Below are 18,020 nucleotides of genomic sequence, written 5' to 3'. Positions count from 1 at the left end.
TTGAAAGAGGGGGCTCACCGTATGAATATCGTTTTAATGGGTTTGCCTGGTGCTGGTAAAGGTACTCAAGCAGACAAAATTGTTGAGAAGTACGATATCCCTCATATTTCTACAGGCGATATGTTCCGTGCAGCTATTAGTAACGGTACGGAATTAGGCTTACAAGCGAAATCGTTTATGGATAACGGTTCTTTAGTTCCGGATGAAGTAACGATTGGTATCGTTCGCGAGCGCTTAAGCCAACCTGATTGTAACCAAGGATTCCTACTTGATGGTTTCCCACGTACAATTGAGCAAGCTGAAGCACTAGATGCAATTCTAGCTGATTTAGGTAAATCAATTGAACATGTGGTAAATATTGAAGTAGCTAAAGAAGATCTGGTTAAACGTTTAACAGGTCGTCGTATCTGTAAAGTATGTGGTTCATCTTATCATTTAATTTTCAACCCTCCAAAAGAGGAAGGAAAATGTGATAAAGATGGAGGAGAACTTTATCAAAGAGCAGACGATAATCCAGAGACAGTTAATAACCGTCTGGAAGTAAATATTAAGCAATCACAACCATTATTAGATTTCTACGCTGCTAAAAATGTTTTAACAAACATTAATGGCGATCAAGAAATCGGTAAAGTGTTTGCTGATGTAGACGCTCTTTTACAGAGCAGCCGCAACTAATAACCCGTGTCTCGGGCGCATTGATTTTGCTGAGGCAAGGTAGTATGCGGTGGCACAACGGAAAGTTAATTTTCGAGAGCTGCAAAAGCATATTGTGCCCGGTCTATGCACTGAAGAATGGATTGTTTCGTTTAAAGGATACCCTTTTTCCTAGATGCAATCAGTATTCGAACAGGGTATAATGGGTTTCGTGAAAAGTATCTGTTTTTAACAGGTATGCAGGATCTCATCTAGGACATTCCGGGTGATCGTGTTGACATGAAGGGATACAAGGTTCTCCGGGGACATATTATCCTGGGATTATGAGATGCGAAACCTGATGAACGTCTTTCGAACATCCTCATAAACCAAACCATTGTTGATGCGAATTATCTTGTTTAAGATGAAGCTTGCAGCAAATTCCGTTTGAATTTGACGATGAGAACCTGAATTGCATATAGAAGGGAGACAGGCTCGATGGCGAAAGACGATGTAATTGAAATCGAAGGTACAGTTGTTGAAACTTTGCCAAACGCGATGTTTAAGGTAGAATTAGAAAATGGTCATACAGTGCTAGCTCATGTATCTGGCAAAATCCGTATGCACTTTATCCGTATTTTACCTGGAGATAAAGTTACAATTGAATTATCTCCGTATGACTTAACACGCGGTCGTATCACATACCGTTTTAAATAATCTTTTGCACTCCGGACCACTAAGGAGGTTAGGTTAAGATGAAAGTAAGACCATCAGTAAAACCGATCTGCGAAAAATGTAAAGTTATTCGTCGACGCGGTAAAGTAATGGTAATCTGTGAAAATCCTAAACACAAACAAAAACAAGGATAATTCTAAAGGAGGTGCACATCGTACATGGCACGTATTGCTGGTGTTGACATTCCACGCGAAAAACGCGTTGTAATTTCATTAACATACATTTACGGTATCGGTAACACAACTGCTAAGCAAGTTCTTGCAGACGCAGGTGTTTCAGAAGATACTCGTGTAAAAGATCTAACTGAAGATCAATTAAACCAAATCCGTGAACAATTAGACAAGTATAAAGTAGAGGGTGACTTACGTCGCGAAATCTCACTTAACATTAAACGTCTAATGGAGATCGCTTCATTCCGCGGTATCCGTCACCGTCGTGGTTTACCAGTTCGTGGACAAAATACGAAGAACAATGCGCGTACGCGTAAAGGTCCTCGTAAAACTGTTGCGAACAAGAAAAAATAATTAAGTAAAGGAGGTTTCTTCTTAACATGGTACGTAAACAACAATCACGTAAACGTCGTGTGAAAAAGAATATCGAATCTGGTATCGCTCACATCCGTTCTACATTTAATAATACAATCGTAACCATCACAGATGTACAAGGTAACGCTATTTCTTGGTCTTCTGCTGGTGCATTAGGTTTCCGTGGATCACGTAAATCTACTCCATTCGCTTCTCAAATGGCTGCAGAAACTGCTGCTAAAACTGCAATGGAACACGGTTTAAAAACATTAGAAGTAACTGTTAAAGGTCCTGGTGCAGGTCGTGAAGCTGCTATTCGTGCACTTCAAGCTGCAGGTTTAGAAGTTACAGCTATTAAAGACGTAACTCCAGTTCCTCATAATGGTTGCCGCCCACCAAAACGTCGTCGCGTATAATTAAGTTTCTTGTCTTGTCGACTAGATTTAATGTACACATATATTTAATATCGTAAAGATTGATTGACATTTGATTTTATGTTGAAATAGATATATATTCGATGTTTTTAAGGAGGGTAAATTGAATGATCGAAATTGAAAAACCAAAGATTGAAACCGTTGAGATCAGTAATGACCTTAAATATGGCAAATTTGTTGTAGAGCCACTTGAACGTGGTTATGGTACTACTTTGGGTAATTCACTACGTCGCATTCTGCTGTCTTCTTTACCAGGCGCTGCTGTAACTTCTATTCAAATTGACGGCGTACTTCACGAGTTCTCTACTATTGAGGGTGTAGTTGAAGATGTTGCTTCAATCATTTTGAATTTAAAGAAACTTGCATTGAAAATTTACTCTGACGAAGAAAAAGTTATTGAAATTGATTTTGCAGGCGAAGGTGTTATCACAGCTGCTGACATCATGCATGACAGTGATGTGGAAGTGTTAAACCCAGATCTATATATCGCAACTGTTGCTAAAAACGGTCATTTGCGTATGCGTATGCACGCACAACGTGGACGTGGATACACTCCAGCTGATCAAAACAAACGCGAGGATCTTCCTATCGGCGTTATCCCGATCGACTCTATTTACACTCCAGTTTCACGCGTCAACTTCACTGTGGAGAATACTCGTGTTGGACAATCGTCTGATTTCGACAAACTTTCACTAGATGTGTGGACAGATGGCAGCATCGGTCCTAAAGAGGCGATTTCGCTCGGAGCAAAAATTTTAACCGAGCATCTAAATATCTTCGTTGGTTTAACTGATGAAGCTAAAACAGCTGAAATCATGGTTGAAAAAGAAGAAGATCAAAAAGAAAAAGTATTAGAGATGACTATCGAAGAGCTTGATCTTTCTGTTCGTTCTTACAACTGCCTAAAACGTGCTGGTATCAATACTGTTCTTGAACTTGCTAATAAGTCTGAGGATGATATGATGAAAGTTCGCAACTTAGGTCGTAAATCACTTGAAGAAGTAAAAGCTAAGTTAGAAGAGCTTGGTTTAGGATTACGAGAAGAAGACTAAGCGATTTTATATAAAAAAATGTATGATCAGTAATTGAACGAAGGAGGGAAACATCCATGGGTTACAGAAAACTTGGACGTACAAGTTCTCAACGTAAAGCGATGTTACGTGATTTAGCAACTGACTTAATCATTAACGAACGTATTCAAACAACTGAAACGCGTGCGAAAGAATTACGCTCGGTTGTAGAAAAAATGATTACTTTAGGTAAACGCGGTGATTTACATGCTCGTCGTCAAGCGGCAGCATACATTCGTCGTGAAGTGGCTACAATCACTGACGCTGAAGGTAATGAATCAACAGTTTTTGCATTACAAAAATTGTTTGATGATGTAGCACCACGCTACGCTGACCGTCAAGGCGGTTATACTCGCATTATGAAAATGGGACCTCGCCGTGGTGACGGTGCGCCTGTAGTTGTGATTGAACTAGTTTAATCATTGCGAAATGCGATGGAGGGTGTACTTGTTCACGCAAATGAACTTTGCACCCTCTTTTTTATAAAAACAAGATTTATACGACAAATTTAAAAGCCGAGCGTTATGATGAGCGGACATAAGTGCTGTCTCGTTTAGCTCTACGCACCCCATTCACTCTAAGGTCTGAGCAACCTTAGAAGGTGAGAATATTCGATTATTGCGCATTTCTCTTGAATGGGGTGCGCGCTTTTTTATTGCATTAATGCACGAGGCTATTTAAAAACTTCCAAGTTGCACGTTTTTTTGAGTTGAATGACAAAAATCTTATAACATAAGTTTTTTCATCTTAACAGTTCGAGAAGGACGTCTTACGGAGGCTTTTAGGTAGCCTCGTTTATTTATACATAGAAAATTCTGTCTAGCATTTAAAGAGAAAACAGTGTAACGTAAAGAGATGAGCAGAGATTAGTAAACTAGCACGAGGAGATGGTCATATGACGGAGATTTTATCTTTACAAAACATAACATTCACATATGATCTGGAGCAGCCAGAAGTGAAAAATGCTGTAGAAGATGTTTCATTTTCTGTAGAACAAGGCGAATGGATTGCCATTGTTGGTCATAATGGGTCGGGTAAATCGACGATTGCCAAAATCATGAATGGTTTATTGTTTCCACAAGAAGGAACAGTAGAAATTTTTGGTATGCCAATGAACGAAGAAAATCTATGGTCGATTCGTTCACAACTGGGCATGGTTTTTCAAAATCCAGATAATCAATTTGTTGGAGCAACTGTACAAGATGACGTTGCTTTTGCGTTAGAAAATAATGGGGTACCATATGAAGATATGGTGAGTCGAGTTGAGCAGGCGTTAGAGCAAGTAAAAATGTCGGGTTTCATGAATCATGAACCACAACATTTATCTGGTGGTCAAAAGCAGCGTGTCGCGATTGCGGGTGCGTTAGCATTAAGACCGAAATTATTAATTTTAGATGAAGCGACTTCGATGTTAGACCCACAAGGGCGACAAGAAGTTTTAGATACAGTTCGTACATTAAGAGAAGAAACCGGTTTGACGGTTTTATCAATTACACATGATTTAGAAGAAGCGATTTTAGCAGACCGTCTTTTATTCATGAATCAAGGTGAGAAGTTTGCAGAAGGAAAACCTTCAGAGATTTTTGCATTGGGTGACCAGTTGATCACATTGGGATTAGATTTACCATTCGCAATGAAGATGGCTCATCTATTAATGCAGGAAGGTGTTTCGTTAGAAGGAACACATATGTCGGAGAGAGAGTTGGTGGAAGATCTATGGATATCAAACTTCAAGAAGTAGGTTTTTCATATGCTCAAAATACGCCTTTTGAAAAGAGAGCATTACATGATGTGAATATTGCAATTGAAAATGGCACTTTCCATGCGATTATTGGTCATACAGGATCGGGTAAATCAACGGTTCTACAACATTTAAATGCGCTTTTAAAACCAACTGAAGGACAAATTCAAATTGGTGAAAAGACGATTGTGGCAGGTAAGAAAGAGAAAGATTTACGTGCTGTACGTCAAAAAGTAGGGATCGTGTTTCAATTTCCTGAACATCAACTGTTTGAAGAAACGGTTTTGAAAGATATTTGTTTTGGTCCGATGAACTTCGGTGTTCCAGAGCAAGAAGCAGAACAGCGCGCGCGTCAATTAATTGAAGTAGTGGGCTTACCACCAGCGATATTAGAAAAGTCACCATTTGATTTGTCGGGTGGTCAAATGCGTCGGGTAGCGATTGCAGGTGTGTTAGCGATGGACCCAGAAGTTATTGTGTTGGATGAGCCAACAGCAGGACTTGATCCTCGTGGCCGCCAAGAGATTATGGAGTTGTTCAATCGTCTACACCATGAGAAGAATCTAACGATGATTCTTGTGACACATAGTATGGAAGATGCAGCACGTTATGCAGATGCGATTACAATTATGTATGACGGGGAGAGCGTATTACATGGTACCCCGAGAGAAGTATTTAGCGATGCAGAGAAGCTCGCTGCTTATCGTTTGGAAGTGCCACACATTATTCAATTCCAAAAGCAATTAGAGGCGAAAATTGGACGAAAGTTGAATACGCTATGTCTAACTGAAGAAGAATTAGCAAAAGAGATTGGTCAGCTTGTACGTGAGGAGCGTGATCAATCATGATGGAAAAAATGATTTTCGGACGATTTATTCCAGGGGATTCATTTGTACATAAGATGGACCCACGTGCAAAATTGATTTTCGTTTTTGCTTTCATCTTTATTGTATTCGTGGCAAATAACATTCCAGCTTATATTGCACTTGTTGTATTTACTTTCTTTATTGTCTTTGTATCACGTATTCGTTTGTACTTTTTAATTAATGGGTTGAAGCCGGTCTTAATTTTGATGATTTTCACCTTTTTACTCCATGTATTCTTTACAAAAGGTGGCGATTTATTAGTTGAGATTGGTTTTGTGAAGATTTATGAAGAAGGATTGAAACAAGGGATTTTTATTTCGATTCGATTCTTAGTTTTAGTATTTGTTACATCCATCTTAACTTTAACAACATCGCCTATTTCGATTACAGATGGTTTAGAGACATTGCTGAATCCATTAAAGAGAATTAAAGTACCTGTGCATGAATTAGCATTGATGATGTCGATTGCGCTACGTTTTATTCCAACATTAATGGATGAAACAGATAAAATTATGAAAGCACAGATGGCACGAGGTTCAGATGTAACGTCAGGGCCGATTAAAGAGCGTATTAAAGCAGTTGTACCATTATTGATTCCATTGTTCGTTAGTGCATTTAAACGAGCAGAGGACTTAGCTACAGCGATGGAAGTAAGAGGCTATCGTGGTGGTGAAGGAAGAACGCGTTATCGTCAGTTGAAATGGACGGGGCGCGATACAATTGCGATGGTTGTATTTGTAGTATTAGCAGCCATTTTAATTTATTTAAGAATTTATTATTAGGAGACTTGCATAACGATGAAAAGAAGAATGAAAGCTACAATTGCATATGACGGTACAAATTTCGCAGGATATCAGGTTCAGCCTCAACAGCGAACAGTCCAAGAAGAAATTGAGAAAGTACTGACAGCGATGCATAAGAGTGATGAAATCGTGCATGTAGTAGCGAGTGGTCGTACAGATGCTCGTGTACATGCAACTGGTCAAGTACTACACTTTGATACGACTTTATCCATTCCCCTTGATCGTTATGCACACGCATTAAACGTTCAATTACCACGAGATATTCGTGTGTTAGAAATAGAGGAAGTAGCAGATGATTTTCATGCGCGCTATGGTGTGAGTGGAAAACGTTATCGCTATATTTGGTCTTGTGAAAAGATTCAAAATCCATTTCGACGTTTTTATGCAACACCCACCAATGGGGTGAAACCAGATGTGACTTTAATGAAAGAAGCAGCACAGTATATTTTGGGTACACATGACTTTTCTTGTTTTTGTGCAGCAAATACAGGAGTAAAAGATAAAGTACGTACAGTGCATGCAATTAACTTTGAATGGCATGATGAAGAATTGCACATGACCATTGAGGGGAATGGCTTTTTATATAACATGGTGCGCATTATTGCGGGTACATTATGGGAAGTAGGTATTGGTAAAAGAGATGTGAATACATTATCTGCCACCATTGCTTCGATGGACCGTTCAAAAGCCGGTAAAACCGCGCCAGCACAAGGTTTATACCTTGAAAAAGTTCATTATCCACAGTGAAACAACATCACCTGGTGTTTTACTTAAAGCACTTGACTTTCATCGTTTTTTATTATAAGATAACGTATGGTATTTTCATTACCCCACAAGATAAGCCCCGAATCTTAGCTTTTGAGGATAAAGAAAACAATTGGAACAGAACTATAGAACAATTAGTTAGTAGGAGGATACTAAAATGCGTACAACATTCATGGCTAAAGGTCACGAAGTAGAACGTAAATGGTTAGTTGTAGACGCTGAAGGCCAAACTCTTGGTCGCTTAGCTTCAGAAGTAGCTGCTATTTTACGTGGTAAAAACAAACCAACATTCACACCAAACGTTGATACAGGTGATCATGTAATCATCATCAACGCTGAAAAAATCGAGTTAACAGGTAATAAATTACAAGGTAAAATTTACTACCGTCACACGCAATTTGCAGGTGGTTTAAAAACTCGTACTGCTGGCGAAATGAAAGAAAAATACCCAACTCAAATGTTGGAACTAGCAGTAAAAGGCATGCTTCCTAAAAACTCTTTAGGTCGTCAAATGTTCGGTAAACTTCACGTTTACACAGGTGCAGAACACCCACATGCAGCACAAAAACCAGAAGCTTACGAGCTTCGCGGATAATTAATAGAGGAGGATATTCCCTTGGCACAAGTTCAATATATCGGCACAGGTCGTCGTAAAAGCTCTACTGCCCGCGTACGTTTAGTACCAGGCGAAGGTAAAATCGTTATCAACAACCGCGACGTTGAAAACTACGTCCCATTCGCATCTTTACGCGAAGTTATTAAACAACCATTAGTAGCTACAGAAACTCTAGGTAGCTATGATGTTCACGTTAACGTGAACGGTGGTGGATTCACAGGTCAAGCTGGCGCTATTCGCCACGGTATCGCTCGTGCGTTACTAACTGTTGACCCTGATTTCCGTCCAGCTCTTAAATCAGCAGGATTACTTACTCGTGACCCTCGTATGAAAGAACGTAAAAAACCAGGTTTACGCGGCGCTCGTCGTGCACCTCAGTTCTCAAAACGTTAATCGCAAGTTATATCAACGTTTACAGCACTTCTCGAAAATATTCGAGAGGTGCTTTTTTATATGGTTTTTACATAGATGTTACCCCTGGTTGACAATTACATATTTTTAGCACGTTAAAAACTAGATGTTTTTTGAAATCTTTATAGTTATTATTATCTCTAATTCTATTTTTTAAAGATGATATTTATTCATAAAGTTAACAATGCTATAATTATATAAATATATATAGGAGGAAATCCATATGAAAAAAAGATCAATTAAATCATTGGGAATTGGATATGGATTTAACATTGCTATTTTCTTTTAAAATTTTAAACAAGGGATAAGTCTGTACTTTTTTAAAATTTTAAAGGGATGATGATAATATGTATATTAAAGCTGAAAGATTAGTAGTTAGAAATTTTAAAGCAAGTGACATAGATGATGTTTATCAAATTTATAAAAATGAAGAAACATGTAAATATTTATTACATTATGCTTGGGATGAAACCAATAAAGAAGTGAATTTTAATAATCTGCTCATAAAAAGTGATTTAGATAAAGATCGTGCTGTAAACTTAGCTGTTTCTTTTAATGATAAAGTAATTGGTGTATTTCATGCATGGCACACAGGAATGAAACAAACGATTGAAGTTGGATTTAGTTTTTCAAAAGATTTTAGTGGCAAAGGATATGCAACTGAAACGCTATTAGTAATGCTTGAATATATATTTAATAACTATGAGGTGCATAGAATTCAAGCAGTCTGTGACGATAGAAATATAGCTTCTAAGAAATTATGCTTAAAAGTAGGTATGAGAAAAGAAGCTCATTTCATAAAAGATTACTGGAATAAGGGTGAATGGACGAGTAGTTATGTATTTGGAATTTTAAAAGAAGAACAAAGAGCTTATGAAAAAAATGATACAGTAATTAGAAAAAATCCATTCTTTTTATCCTCTCCGCTAGGGCCATATAGTCACTTAACGGAAGTTTCAAGTAATAAAAGATTATTAGTAACATCAGGACAAGTAGGTTGCGATGTACTCGGTAATATACCTGTTGGATTAAATGAGCAAGTCGAAAATTGTCTAAATAATATTCAACAAATTCTAGTAAATGAGGGTATTAATCCATCCAACGTTTTAAAAGTAAATATTTATGCTACTGAAAAAATAAATTGGGACTATTTCAATTCTAAATGGAATTTAATATTTAGTAAGAATAATCCGTCTATGACATTTGTTTATGTGCCAGCTCTTGCGATGCCGGAATTAAAAATTGAAATTGAGTTATGGTGTATCAAATAATTTCCACTCATAGGTAAATTTCAAAACATAAATATTTACCACCGGCCAGCAGTTTATTTAGTTACACTTTAGTTACCCCTGAGTGATATTTGATGCAATTCTATGCAATCGGGAAAATTGGAAATCCTTTTAATATCAATGTGTACGACAGTATATACAACTGTAGCAAATCCTAAAGTTTTTTGAACGTAAGAAACCAGGTCTTAAAGGCGCTCGTCGTTCACCACAGTTCTCAAAACGTTAATTGGCAAAGCTGTTGCGAACTTGTTCGCTTACAGATTTGGTACGCAAATTGCGTCAGCAATTTGTGTTCAATTGAATCAACGTTTAAAGCACTCTTTGGATTATTCCAAAGAGTGCTTTTTTGTGGTTTTATTGATGTATTCAATTACCTTTTAGTTACCCCTAGGGGAACTATTTTGTGTGAAGCTTGCTTAAAAATCAATGATATGAAACTGTTTGAAACTATATGAAATGACCTAGTTTTTCTCTGGTATTTATACATATTACATATTTTTTGAATGTGTATATACTTATTGAATATTAAATTAACTTCCTTCCTATAATTTCTGTACAAATTTAATAGATAATATTTCTCTATTATTTTATATGGTGTATGTATGGAGGGATGGTATGAAATATTTTGGCGATGCATCATTGTGTTATAGTAATTCTTTGTTGATGTTATTGGAATCATATGGATATGAATACACTATTGAGTACATTGAAGCTATTATGTCTATGGGAAATGGAGCAACTTTAATTAACAATGACTCACAATATCCATTGGTATATTTTGATAATGGATTACCTGATAAATCAATTTCCAATACTCTGAATATTTTGGGGTATGGATTTGAGGAATTTTATGTAGAAGATATTGAGGTAAATGTTTTAGAAGAAGTAATACACAAACTCAATAAATATTTGGAAAATGGAAGTGTAATTGCTGGGCCAATAGATATGGGGTATTTAAAATATAATCCAAATCATAGTGATTTATTAGGTGTCGATCACTTTGTATGTATAACGAAATTTGTAAAAAGTAATATCTATTTACATGATCCGGCAGGATTTCCATTTATGAAAGTGCCTCTTAAAGAGTTTATTAAATCTTGGGAAGCTAAAAATATTGAATATAAACGTGGATCTTTTTCAATGTGGGGCAACTTAAAAAAAGTATCAGAACCTTGTGATAGAAAAATATATAATTCGGTAATAAGTATTATCAAAACTAGATATATGCATAGTGAAGAAAATGTAATAGAAAATTATGCAGAAGCAATATTTCAAAATGGTCTAAATGAAATGCAAGAAGAAATGCATAAATACTTTAGTTTTAGATTGGCATCTGTTAGAAATCTTTATATAAGTAATTTTTTAAGAGAATTTGATAAAGAGAAGGCATTGATTAAAGAAAAGATAGCAATCAATTTTAGTAAAGCACATATTGAAAGTGTGAATAAAGAGTTCAAGAAATTATCAAATACTTTAAAAGAAATATCAATATTAGATAATAAGTTTAAACAGTTATGTATTAATTATGAGGAGGAAAAACTATGAATGAAATATTAAAAACAGAATTAGGTAATGTACAGAAAGTTCAAATAGATAAGCTTCATTTAATTTATTCAGAGATTGACAATAGCATAGAAGATCAGCAGAAAGGTTGGCCGGAATTTGAAGCGAAATTTCCATCTCTTACAGGGCGTAAGCTTTTAGGTTTAGATTATGATGAAAAAAACAAATATCGAATGTGTTCGATTGTTAAAGAAGAAGATAATGGAGATACATTTGGATTTAAAACTTTTATGTTTGAAGGAGGTACTTTTATGAGATTACGTTTAAATTATGAGCCTCCTGAACTTTATGAGAAAATAGGTCCTGCATATAATTTGCTTATAAGTAACTATGATCAACAAATTGATTGGTCATTACCCTTCATTGAACAGTATAAAGCTAGAAATATTCTTGATATAATGGTACCAGTTAAACAATAAAATAGATTAAGCAAGGAGATTGTTTATGGTAATCATTAAATCATTTAACGATACCATTCGTTATATTGAAAATGTTCTTGATGATGAAATTGATGAAGCTGAAATTACTCGATTATCAACTTATTCGTATGCAATGTTCAGTAGATTATTTTCAATTTTAACGAATATGACTTTATCTGAATATATGCGATTAAGAAAATTGTCTAAAGCTGCAATAGAAATAAGGAGTTCAGATATAAAAATAATTGATGTAGCCATAAAATATGGTTATGAATCTTCTGATGCTTTCACTCATGCGTTTAAATTATTTCATGGTGTTACACCGAGTGACGTTAGAAGAGGTTTAGCTTATAAAGTCATATCACCTATACAATTATCCCTCAGTGTTAGAGGTGGTAAAGACATGGAGGTTACTATCCAAAGAAAAAAATCAATTTATGTTTGTGGCGTTCTTTTAGAAAATATTGATGCTGAACAATGTTCAAATGCATGGTTAGAGCTATATAAAAGATATAGTCATAAAGAATTATCTCATTTTGGTAATGGAAAATCATATGGAGTATGCTTGATAACAAATGAAGCGAATAAATTAAATTATATGGCTTCATATGATATTAGAAAGAGTGAGATTGATAAAAAAATGAATTTAGATTTTATGGAAATTGAAGAAACAGAATATGCTATTATTAAATTAAAAGGCAAAGTTCCAGAATGTATACAAGAAGGCTGGAAATACGCAATGGAAGTTTTCTTTCCTGAAGAAGGATACCGTCATTCTGGCAAACCAGATTTAGAAGTATATTTTGAAGGAGATATGAAAAAAGAAAATTATAGTATGGAACTTTGGATTCCAGTTGAAAAAGAAAATTGAAATAACCACCGGCCAGCAGTTTATTTAGTTACCTTTTAGTTACCCCTGAGTGATATTTGGCGCTATTCTATGCAATCGAAAAAATCAGAAATCCTTTAATATCAATGCTTACGATAGTCTATACAACTGTACGAAATCCTAAAGTTTTTTGAACGTAAAAAACCAGGTTTACGCGGAGCTCGTCGTGCACCTCAGTTCTCAAAACGTTAATCATTCGATTTACGATTCAAAAAGTCACTTCACTTTTGTGGAGTGGCTTTTTTGTTTGTATTTTTTTACAGAGATTTGTATTGTGGGAGAAAGGGGGAATATAGATGTACATTCAAACAGAGAGATTAATCCTTCGTTTGTTTACAGAAGAAGACGTGGAAGCAGTATATGCTTATACATCTCAAGCGGATGTGATGCACTATATACCAGAAGGTGTTTTTTCAAAAGAGGACGTGAAACGTTTTATTTTAGAAAATAAGGGAGAGAAGGCAAGGTATTTTCCAATCATCGAGAAGTCATCGAATCAATTAATGGGTCATCTATTTTTTGAGCCATATTTCGGAAAGCATACATATGAAATTGGATGGGTAATGAATCCCTATTATACAGGTAAGGGATATACTTCTGAAGCAGCTGCGGCAATGATCAACTATGGGTTCACTGAATTAGGGGTACACCGGATTGTCGCAACATGTCAGCCGGAAAATATCGCATCGTGGCGAATTATGGAGAAGATTGGTATGCGAAAAGAAGGATTGTTTAAACAGTGTATTCCAACGGCTGATGGTTGGTGGGATGAATTTTATTATGCGATTTTAGCAGATGAATATAAAAAGAGCAGAGCTTTAGAGTAGCAACTGCTCTTTTTTGGTTTATTCAAATAATCGAATACCTTCATCTTGAAGTAATGGACCAATTAATTTTGGTTTGTTGCGCTATGTGTGGTGAGACCTTCGCTACTCAATTGAAACATTGAGCCGATTTTTTCAGCTGCTTGTTTTGCTGGAACACTGTAAACAATGCGTCCAACATTTGCCCAGATAGCCGCACTCATATACATCGGACAAGGTTCACAACTATTATAAAGTGTGTAATCTTGTAAATCTGTCATTCCAGATTGTGTGCAATAGGTGTGAATCGCTTCAAGTTCAGCGTGTGCGATGGGGTTCTAATTTCGTTTTACGTAATTTTGTCTTGTAGCGACGATTACGCTATCTTTTACGAGTCGTTCGCCGAATGGTTCGTCTTTTTCCTGTTTTGCCTGTTTGGCTAGTTCAATGGCTTTTCGTAAAAATAGAATATCTTGTTCCATTCGAATTCTCCTAAATTGTTTTTTTACTCACTAATGTATCTTTTGGTTGGAATGGTTTTGCAACATTCTTCTCAATAGTTCGTAATATCATCTCAAATGGTTTCCATGCGAACAGAATAGCGACGACGATTCTTTTCTACATTAAATATAAAACAACTTCGAATGAAAGAGGTTGTTTTAACCTATTTTTTTACATAAATGTAATGTAGTAATATGTGGGCAAAATATAAATAGTTTTATAAATGAATATGTTATACTAACAATTGATATTGATTTATATAAATAAGGAGTGTTAGACGTGATCAATGAACAACAAGTTCGTGAATTAGTAGGTGCTTTACATGATCCTTTTCTACATAAAACATTAGCTGAAACAGATGGCATTGTTGAAGTAACAATCAAAGAAGAAAAAGAACATGTGAGTGTTAAAATTGCTGTAGCAAAGACAGGTACACCTGAACAACTTAATCTTCAAATGGAAATTGTAAACGTTTTAAAAGAAGCAGGTGCAAAGTCAGTAGGTATTCGTTTCACTGAGTTAGACGCATCCGTTTTAGAAAAATTCCGTGGACAAGCAACTGCAGCAGAAGCGCAAGGTATGCTTTCACCATTAAATAAAACAAAATTTATCTCAATCGCATCTGGTAAAGGTGGCGTTGGTAAATCAACTGTATCGGTTAACTTAGCAGTAGCACTAGCACGCCAAGGTAAAAAAGTTGGTTTAATTGATGCAGATATTTATGGATTTAGTGTTCCAGATATGATGGGTGTTCAAACAATGCCTGTCATTAAAGAAGATCGCATTTATCCAGTAGAGCGCTTTGGTGTAAAAATGATTTCAATGGGCTTCTTTGTTGAAAACAATGCACCAGTTGTATGGCGTGGACCAATGTTAGGTAAAGTATTAGATCAATTCTTCCGCGATGTAGAGTGGGGCGAATTAGATTATCTACTATTAGATTTACCTCCAGGCACAGGCGATGTTGCTTTAGATATTCACCAAATGTTACCAGAATCATATGAAATCGTTGTAACAACACCACATCCGACAGCAGCATTTGTAGCAGCTCGTGCTGGTGCAATGGCAATTAAAACAGAACACCACATTTTAGGTGTAGTCGAAAACATGTCATGGTTCCAATCAGATGTATCGGGTGAGAAGGAATATGTATTCGGTAAAGGCGGCGGTCCTAAATTAGCTGAGGAATTACGTACAGAGTTACTTGCGCAAATTCCACTAGGCCAACCAGATATCCTTGAAGAAGACTTTGCTCCTTCAGTTTATGCGAAGAATCATTCTACAGGACAATTATATTTAGAGATGGCTCAAAAAGTAATTGATGCTTTAGATAAGTTAGATCAAGAGCAGTAAAATTGCTTGAATAGATGTGTATAGATATTTAGAAATCGCGCTTTGGCGCGATTTTTTCTTTATAATAAAACGCTTAATCATAGTAGAAAGAACACTTATTTCTTTTCTCTCATACTATTTCTTTTCCTTTGTTCAACTTTTTTTCGTAAAAACATTGACTTTCATAATAATTGCGCGTATAGTAGTAAAAGTCAGTTCGAACAAGTTACTTTAACTTATGAAAAACTTTCTTTTTAAAAAGTTGTTGACTTATAAATAATAAACATTTATAATATTAAGAGTCGCTAACAAAGACGCTTTAAATAACTAAAAAACATTTTAAAAAAGTTGTTGACAACTTGAATGAAGATGTGTTAAGATATTTTAAGTCGTCACAAGAAAACGACGAAACAACATGAACCTTGAAAACTAAACAAGCAAGAAGATAATCACAAACAAGTCTTATCACATTAAGTGAATAAGCAATTGTTATCAAAAGATAACGCTAGCAAAGCAAATGAGCTTTCAAACTACTTTTATGGAGAGTTTGATCCTGGCTCAGGACGAACGCTGGCGGCGTGCCTAATACATGCAAGTCGAGCGAATGACGAGAAGCTTGCTTCTCTGATTTAGCGGCGGACGGGTGAGTAACACGTGGGCAACCTGCCCTACAGATTGGGATAACTCAGGGAAACCTGGGCTAATACCGAATAATCCTTCGAATCACATGTTTTGAAGTTGAAAGGCGCTTCGGCGTCACTGTAGGATGGGCCCGCGGTGCATTAGCTAGTTGGTGGGGTAACGGCCTACCAAGGCAACGATGCATAGCCGACCTGAGAGGGTGATCGGCCACATTGGGACTGAGACACGGCCCAAACTCCTACGGGAGGCAGCAGTAGGGAATCTTCCACAATGGACGAAAGTCTGATGGAGCAACGCCGCGTGAGTGATGAAGGTTTTCGGATCGTAAAACTCTGTTGTAAGGGAAGAACAAGTACGTTAGGAAATGAACGTACCTTGACGGTACCTTATTAGAAAGCCACGGCTAACTACGTGCCAGCAGCCGCGGTAATACGTAGGTGGCAAGCGTTGTCCGGATTTATTGGGCGTAAAGCGCGCGCAGGTGGTTTCTTAAGTCTGATGTGAAAGCCCACGGCTCAACCGTGGAGGGTCATTGGAAACTGGGGAACTTGAGTGCAGAAGAGGATAGTGGAATTCCAAGTGTAGCGGTGAAATGCGTAGAGATTTGGAGGAACACCAGTGGCGAAGGCGACTGTCTGGTCTGTAACTGACACTGAGGCGCGAAAGCGTGGGGAGCAAACAGGATTAGATACCCTGGTAGTCCACGCCGTAAACGATGAGTGCTAAGTGTTAGGGGGTTTCCGCCCCTTAGTGCTGCAGCTAACGCATTAAGCACTCCGCCTGGGGAGTACGACCGCAAGGTTGAAACTCAAAGGAATTGACGGGGGCCCGCACAAGCGGTGGAGCATGTGGTTTAATTCGAAGCAACGCGAAGAACCTTACCAGGTCTTGACATCCCAATGACCGTCCTAGAGATAGGATTTTCCCTTCGGGGACATTGGTGACAGGTGGTGCATGGTTGTCGTCAGCTCGTGTCGTGAGATGTTGGGTTAAGTCCCGCAACGAGCGCAACCCTTATTCTTAGTTGCCATCATTTAGTTGGGCACTCTAAGGAGACTGCCGGTGACAAACCGGAGGAAGGTGGGGATGACGTCAAATCATCATGCCCCTTATGACCTGGGCTACACACGTGCTACAATGGACGATACAAAGAGTCGCAAACTCGCGAGGGTAAGCTAATCTCATAAAATCGTTCTCAGTTCGGATTGTAGGCTGCAACTCGCCTGCATGAAGCCGGAATCGCTAGTAATCGCGGATCAGCATGCCGCGGTGAATACGTTCCCGGGCCTTGTACACACCGCCCGTCACACCACGAGAGTTTGTAACACCCGAAGTCGGTGGGGTAACCGTAAGGAGCCAGCCGCCTAAGGTGGGATAGATGATTGGGGTGAAGTCGTAACAAGGTAGCCGTATCGGAAGGTGCGGCTGGATCACCTCCTTTCTAAGGAATATAACGGAAAAGACCTTGGGTCTTATACAGATTATCTTACTTGCTGTTTAGTTTTGAAGGCTCATGCAAATGATCTTCAAACCTTGCTCTTGCGATTACTTGTCGCAGAGTAAAACTTGTTCTTTGAAAACTGGATAAAACGACATTGAAAGTAACACAAACACAAATTTCTTTTATAGATTTTGAATTATTAAGTTTTAATTTTTTAGGCTTAATGACTTATGTGAAAATTATTTCAAGATGCAAGTAAGACGCGAAAGCAAACGCAGTGAGAAGCGGAGTGTACATACGTACATGAGCATTCGAACAAGTGTAGCTGACAAAGTATTACGCAGCAGATTGGAATCAATTAGGTTAAGTTATTAAGGGCGCATGGCGGATGCCTTGGCACTAGAAGCCGATGAAGGACGGCACTAACACCGATATGCTTCGGGGAGCTGTAAGTAAGCTTTGATCCGGAGATTTCCGAATGGGGGAACCCACTGTTTTTAATCGAACAGTATCCTAACGTGAATTCATAGCGTTTTGATGGCA

General features: G+C 37.4%; 23 protein-coding genes and 2 rRNA genes (1 of these 25 only partly in view). 23 read left to right on the top strand and 2 right to left on the bottom strand.

Translation table 11 applies throughout. The features are described 5' to 3' along the window. The first annotated feature begins 21 nt into the window (after positions 1 to 21). From MHB75_RS12160 to MHB75_RS12075, 20 genes are all read left to right on the top strand, one after another. On the top strand, positions 22 to 675 hold the full coding sequence (locus MHB75_RS12160) for an adenylate kinase (protein WP_068450164.1): 654 nt from the start codon (positions 22 to 24) through the stop codon (positions 673 to 675). Between the two features lie 456 nt (positions 676 to 1,131). After that, on the top strand, positions 1,132 to 1,350 hold the full coding sequence (gene infA, locus MHB75_RS12155) for a translation initiation factor IF-1 (RefSeq protein WP_038179110.1): 219 nt from the start codon (positions 1,132 to 1,134) through the stop codon (positions 1,348 to 1,350). A 38-nt stretch (positions 1,351 to 1,388) separates the two neighbouring features. Further along, positions 1,389 to 1,502, top strand: coding sequence for a 50S ribosomal protein L36 (rpmJ, locus tag MHB75_RS12150; RefSeq protein WP_000868344.1), 114 nt, complete (start codon positions 1,389 to 1,391; stop codon positions 1,500 to 1,502). A 24-nt stretch (positions 1,503 to 1,526) separates the two neighbouring features. Then, a complete protein-coding gene (gene rpsM, locus MHB75_RS12145) occupies positions 1,527 to 1,892 on the top strand; it encodes a 30S ribosomal protein S13 (RefSeq protein ID WP_068450165.1) in 366 nt (121 codons plus the stop codon). Between the two features lie 26 nt (positions 1,893 to 1,918). Next, the gene (gene rpsK / locus MHB75_RS12140) at positions 1,919 to 2,308 is read left to right on the top strand and encodes a 30S ribosomal protein S11 (RefSeq protein WP_068450167.1); all 390 of its coding nucleotides are present in this window, start codon (positions 1,919 to 1,921) and stop codon (positions 2,306 to 2,308) included. A gap of 125 nt (positions 2,309 to 2,433) precedes the next feature. Next, entirely contained in the window at positions 2,434 to 3,378 is a 945-nt protein-coding gene (locus MHB75_RS12135; RefSeq protein WP_068450169.1) for a DNA-directed RNA polymerase subunit alpha, read from the top strand. A 56-nt stretch (positions 3,379 to 3,434) separates the two neighbouring features. Continuing rightward, complete coding sequence (gene rplQ, locus MHB75_RS12130) at positions 3,435 to 3,815, top strand: 50S ribosomal protein L17 (RefSeq protein WP_068450171.1); 381 nt, start codon at positions 3,435 to 3,437, stop codon at positions 3,813 to 3,815. A gap of 476 nt (positions 3,816 to 4,291) precedes the next feature. Continuing rightward, complete coding sequence (locus MHB75_RS12125) at positions 4,292 to 5,137, top strand: energy-coupling factor ABC transporter ATP-binding protein (RefSeq protein ID WP_340997979.1); 846 nt, start codon at positions 4,292 to 4,294, stop codon at positions 5,135 to 5,137. Then, positions 5,113 to 5,985 (top strand): energy-coupling factor ABC transporter ATP-binding protein, encoded by an 873-nt coding sequence (locus MHB75_RS12120; RefSeq protein WP_121176048.1) that lies wholly within the window; start codon positions 5,113 to 5,115, stop codon positions 5,983 to 5,985. The genes MHB75_RS12125 and MHB75_RS12120 overlap by 25 nt, the downstream gene beginning before the upstream one ends. After that, complete coding sequence (locus tag MHB75_RS12115; protein WP_141275013.1) at positions 5,982 to 6,785, top strand: energy-coupling factor transporter transmembrane component T family protein; 804 nt, start codon at positions 5,982 to 5,984, stop codon at positions 6,783 to 6,785. The genes MHB75_RS12120 and MHB75_RS12115 overlap by 4 nt, the downstream gene beginning before the upstream one ends. A gap of 15 nt (positions 6,786 to 6,800) precedes the next feature. Next, positions 6,801 to 7,553, top strand: coding sequence for a tRNA pseudouridine(38-40) synthase TruA (gene truA, locus MHB75_RS12110; RefSeq protein WP_141275014.1), 753 nt, complete (start codon positions 6,801 to 6,803; stop codon positions 7,551 to 7,553). Between the two features lie 175 nt (positions 7,554 to 7,728). Then, positions 7,729 to 8,166 (top strand): 50S ribosomal protein L13, encoded by a 438-nt coding sequence (gene rplM, locus MHB75_RS12105; RefSeq protein WP_068450181.1) that lies wholly within the window; start codon positions 7,729 to 7,731, stop codon positions 8,164 to 8,166. A gap of 21 nt (positions 8,167 to 8,187) precedes the next feature. After that, positions 8,188 to 8,580, top strand: a complete 393-nt coding sequence (rpsI, locus tag MHB75_RS12100) for a 30S ribosomal protein S9 (RefSeq protein ID WP_068450183.1) — start codon at positions 8,188 to 8,190, stop codon at positions 8,578 to 8,580. Between the two features lie 365 nt (positions 8,581 to 8,945). Further along, complete coding sequence (locus MHB75_RS12095) at positions 8,946 to 9,869, top strand: GNAT family N-acetyltransferase (RefSeq protein ID WP_340997968.1); 924 nt, start codon at positions 8,946 to 8,948, stop codon at positions 9,867 to 9,869. 169 nt (positions 9,870 to 10,038) lie between these two features. Continuing rightward, positions 10,039 to 10,113 carry a 30S ribosomal protein S9 gene (gene rpsI, locus MHB75_RS15135; protein WP_367304778.1) on the top strand — a complete coding sequence of 25 codons (75 nt, stop codon included), beginning with the start codon at positions 10,039 to 10,041 and terminating at the stop codon, positions 10,111 to 10,113. Positions 10,114 to 10,502: 389 nt separating this feature from the next. Continuing rightward, positions 10,503 to 11,432 carry a hypothetical protein gene (locus MHB75_RS12090; RefSeq protein WP_340997966.1) on the top strand — a complete coding sequence of 310 codons (930 nt, stop codon included), beginning with the start codon at positions 10,503 to 10,505 and terminating at the stop codon, positions 11,430 to 11,432. Further along, a complete protein-coding gene (locus MHB75_RS12085) occupies positions 11,429 to 11,869 on the top strand; it encodes a hypothetical protein (protein ID WP_002383628.1) in 441 nt (146 codons plus the stop codon). The genes MHB75_RS12090 and MHB75_RS12085 overlap by 4 nt, the downstream gene beginning before the upstream one ends. Positions 11,870 to 11,894: 25 nt before the next feature. Next, a complete protein-coding gene (locus MHB75_RS12080; RefSeq protein ID WP_101152909.1) occupies positions 11,895 to 12,740 on the top strand; it encodes an AraC family transcriptional regulator in 846 nt (281 codons plus the stop codon). Between the two features lie 120 nt (positions 12,741 to 12,860). Next, positions 12,861 to 12,950 (top strand): 30S ribosomal protein S9, encoded by a 90-nt coding sequence (gene rpsI / locus MHB75_RS15130; RefSeq protein ID WP_445667024.1) that lies wholly within the window; start codon positions 12,861 to 12,863, stop codon positions 12,948 to 12,950. Positions 12,951 to 13,054: 104 nt separating this feature from the next. Continuing rightward, the gene (locus tag MHB75_RS12075; protein WP_340997959.1) at positions 13,055 to 13,585 is read left to right on the top strand and encodes a GNAT family N-acetyltransferase; all 531 of its coding nucleotides are present in this window, start codon (positions 13,055 to 13,057) and stop codon (positions 13,583 to 13,585) included. A 62-nt stretch (positions 13,586 to 13,647) separates the two neighbouring features. Here MHB75_RS12075 and MHB75_RS12070 read toward each other — a convergent pair whose 3' ends face one another. Then, the gene (locus tag MHB75_RS12070) at positions 13,648 to 13,893 is read right to left on the bottom strand and encodes a deaminase (RefSeq protein WP_340998626.1); all 246 of its coding nucleotides are present in this window, start codon (positions 13,891 to 13,893) and stop codon (positions 13,648 to 13,650) included. 6 nt (positions 13,894 to 13,899) lie between these two features. Continuing rightward, positions 13,900 to 14,043 carry a hypothetical protein gene (locus tag MHB75_RS12065; RefSeq protein ID WP_340997956.1) on the bottom strand — a complete coding sequence of 48 codons (144 nt, stop codon included), beginning with the start codon at positions 14,041 to 14,043 and terminating at the stop codon, positions 13,900 to 13,902. A 298-nt stretch (positions 14,044 to 14,341) separates the two neighbouring features. Here MHB75_RS12065 and MHB75_RS12060 point away from each other — a divergent pair, with 298 nt between their 5' ends. The 3 genes from MHB75_RS12060 to MHB75_RS12050 form a co-directional block, all read left to right on the top strand. Next, complete coding sequence (locus MHB75_RS12060) at positions 14,342 to 15,415, top strand: P-loop NTPase (protein WP_338838367.1); 1,074 nt, start codon at positions 14,342 to 14,344, stop codon at positions 15,413 to 15,415. Positions 15,416 to 15,929: 514 nt separating this feature from the next. Beyond that, a 16S ribosomal RNA gene (locus MHB75_RS12055) occupies positions 15,930 to 17,477 on the top strand. 361 nt (positions 17,478 to 17,838) lie between these two features. Then, positions 17,839 to 18,020 (top strand): 23S ribosomal RNA (locus MHB75_RS12050) (it continues 2,748 nt past the right edge of the window). The 16S and 23S rRNA genes sit together here, the layout of an rRNA operon.

It is taken from the genome of Kurthia sp. FSL E2-0154, assembly GCF_038003625.1.
Taxonomy (GTDB): domain Bacteria; phylum Bacillota; class Bacilli; order Bacillales_A; family Planococcaceae; genus Kurthia; species Kurthia gibsonii.
This window is presented reverse-complemented; position numbering and strand designations above follow the sequence as displayed.

Bases quoted from the DNA above. Each gene is read 5' to 3' on its own strand.
- rplM (WP_068450181.1), top strand. From the start codon at position 7,729: ATGCGTACAACATTCATGGCTAAAGGTCACGAAGTAGAACGTAAATGG.
- MHB75_RS12075 (WP_340997959.1), top strand. From the start codon at position 13,055: ATGTACATTCAAACAGAGAGATTAATCCTTCGTTTGTTTACAGAAGAA.
- MHB75_RS12080 (WP_101152909.1), top strand. From the start codon at position 11,895: ATGGTAATCATTAAATCATTTAACGATACCATTCGTTATATTGAAAAT.
- rpsK (WP_068450167.1), top strand. From the start codon at position 1,919: ATGGTACGTAAACAACAATCACGTAAACGTCGTGTGAAAAAGAATATC.
- rpsM (WP_068450165.1), top strand. From the start codon at position 1,527: ATGGCACGTATTGCTGGTGTTGACATTCCACGCGAAAAACGCGTTGTA.
- MHB75_RS12120 (WP_121176048.1), top strand. From the start codon at position 5,113: ATGGATATCAAACTTCAAGAAGTAGGTTTTTCATATGCTCAAAATACG.
- MHB75_RS12090 (WP_340997966.1), top strand. From the start codon at position 10,503: ATGAAATATTTTGGCGATGCATCATTGTGTTATAGTAATTCTTTGTTG.
- MHB75_RS12115 (WP_141275013.1), top strand. From the start codon at position 5,982: ATGATGGAAAAAATGATTTTCGGACGATTTATTCCAGGGGATTCATTT.
- MHB75_RS12065 (WP_340997956.1), bottom strand. From the start codon at position 14,043: ATGGAACAAGATATTCTATTTTTACGAAAAGCCATTGAACTAGCCAAA.
- MHB75_RS12085 (WP_002383628.1), top strand. From the start codon at position 11,429: ATGAATGAAATATTAAAAACAGAATTAGGTAATGTACAGAAAGTTCAA.
- truA (WP_141275014.1), top strand. From the start codon at position 6,801: ATGAAAAGAAGAATGAAAGCTACAATTGCATATGACGGTACAAATTTC.
- MHB75_RS12125 (WP_340997979.1), top strand. From the start codon at position 4,292: ATGACGGAGATTTTATCTTTACAAAACATAACATTCACATATGATCTG.
- rpmJ (WP_000868344.1), top strand. From the start codon at position 1,389: ATGAAAGTAAGACCATCAGTAAAACCGATCTGCGAAAAATGTAAAGTT.
- infA (WP_038179110.1), top strand. From the start codon at position 1,132: ATGGCGAAAGACGATGTAATTGAAATCGAAGGTACAGTTGTTGAAACT.
- rplQ (WP_068450171.1), top strand. From the start codon at position 3,435: ATGGGTTACAGAAAACTTGGACGTACAAGTTCTCAACGTAAAGCGATG.
- MHB75_RS12135 (WP_068450169.1), top strand. From the start codon at position 2,434: ATGATCGAAATTGAAAAACCAAAGATTGAAACCGTTGAGATCAGTAAT.
- MHB75_RS12095 (WP_340997968.1), top strand. From the start codon at position 8,946: ATGTATATTAAAGCTGAAAGATTAGTAGTTAGAAATTTTAAAGCAAGT.
- MHB75_RS12160 (WP_068450164.1), top strand. From the start codon at position 22: ATGAATATCGTTTTAATGGGTTTGCCTGGTGCTGGTAAAGGTACTCAA.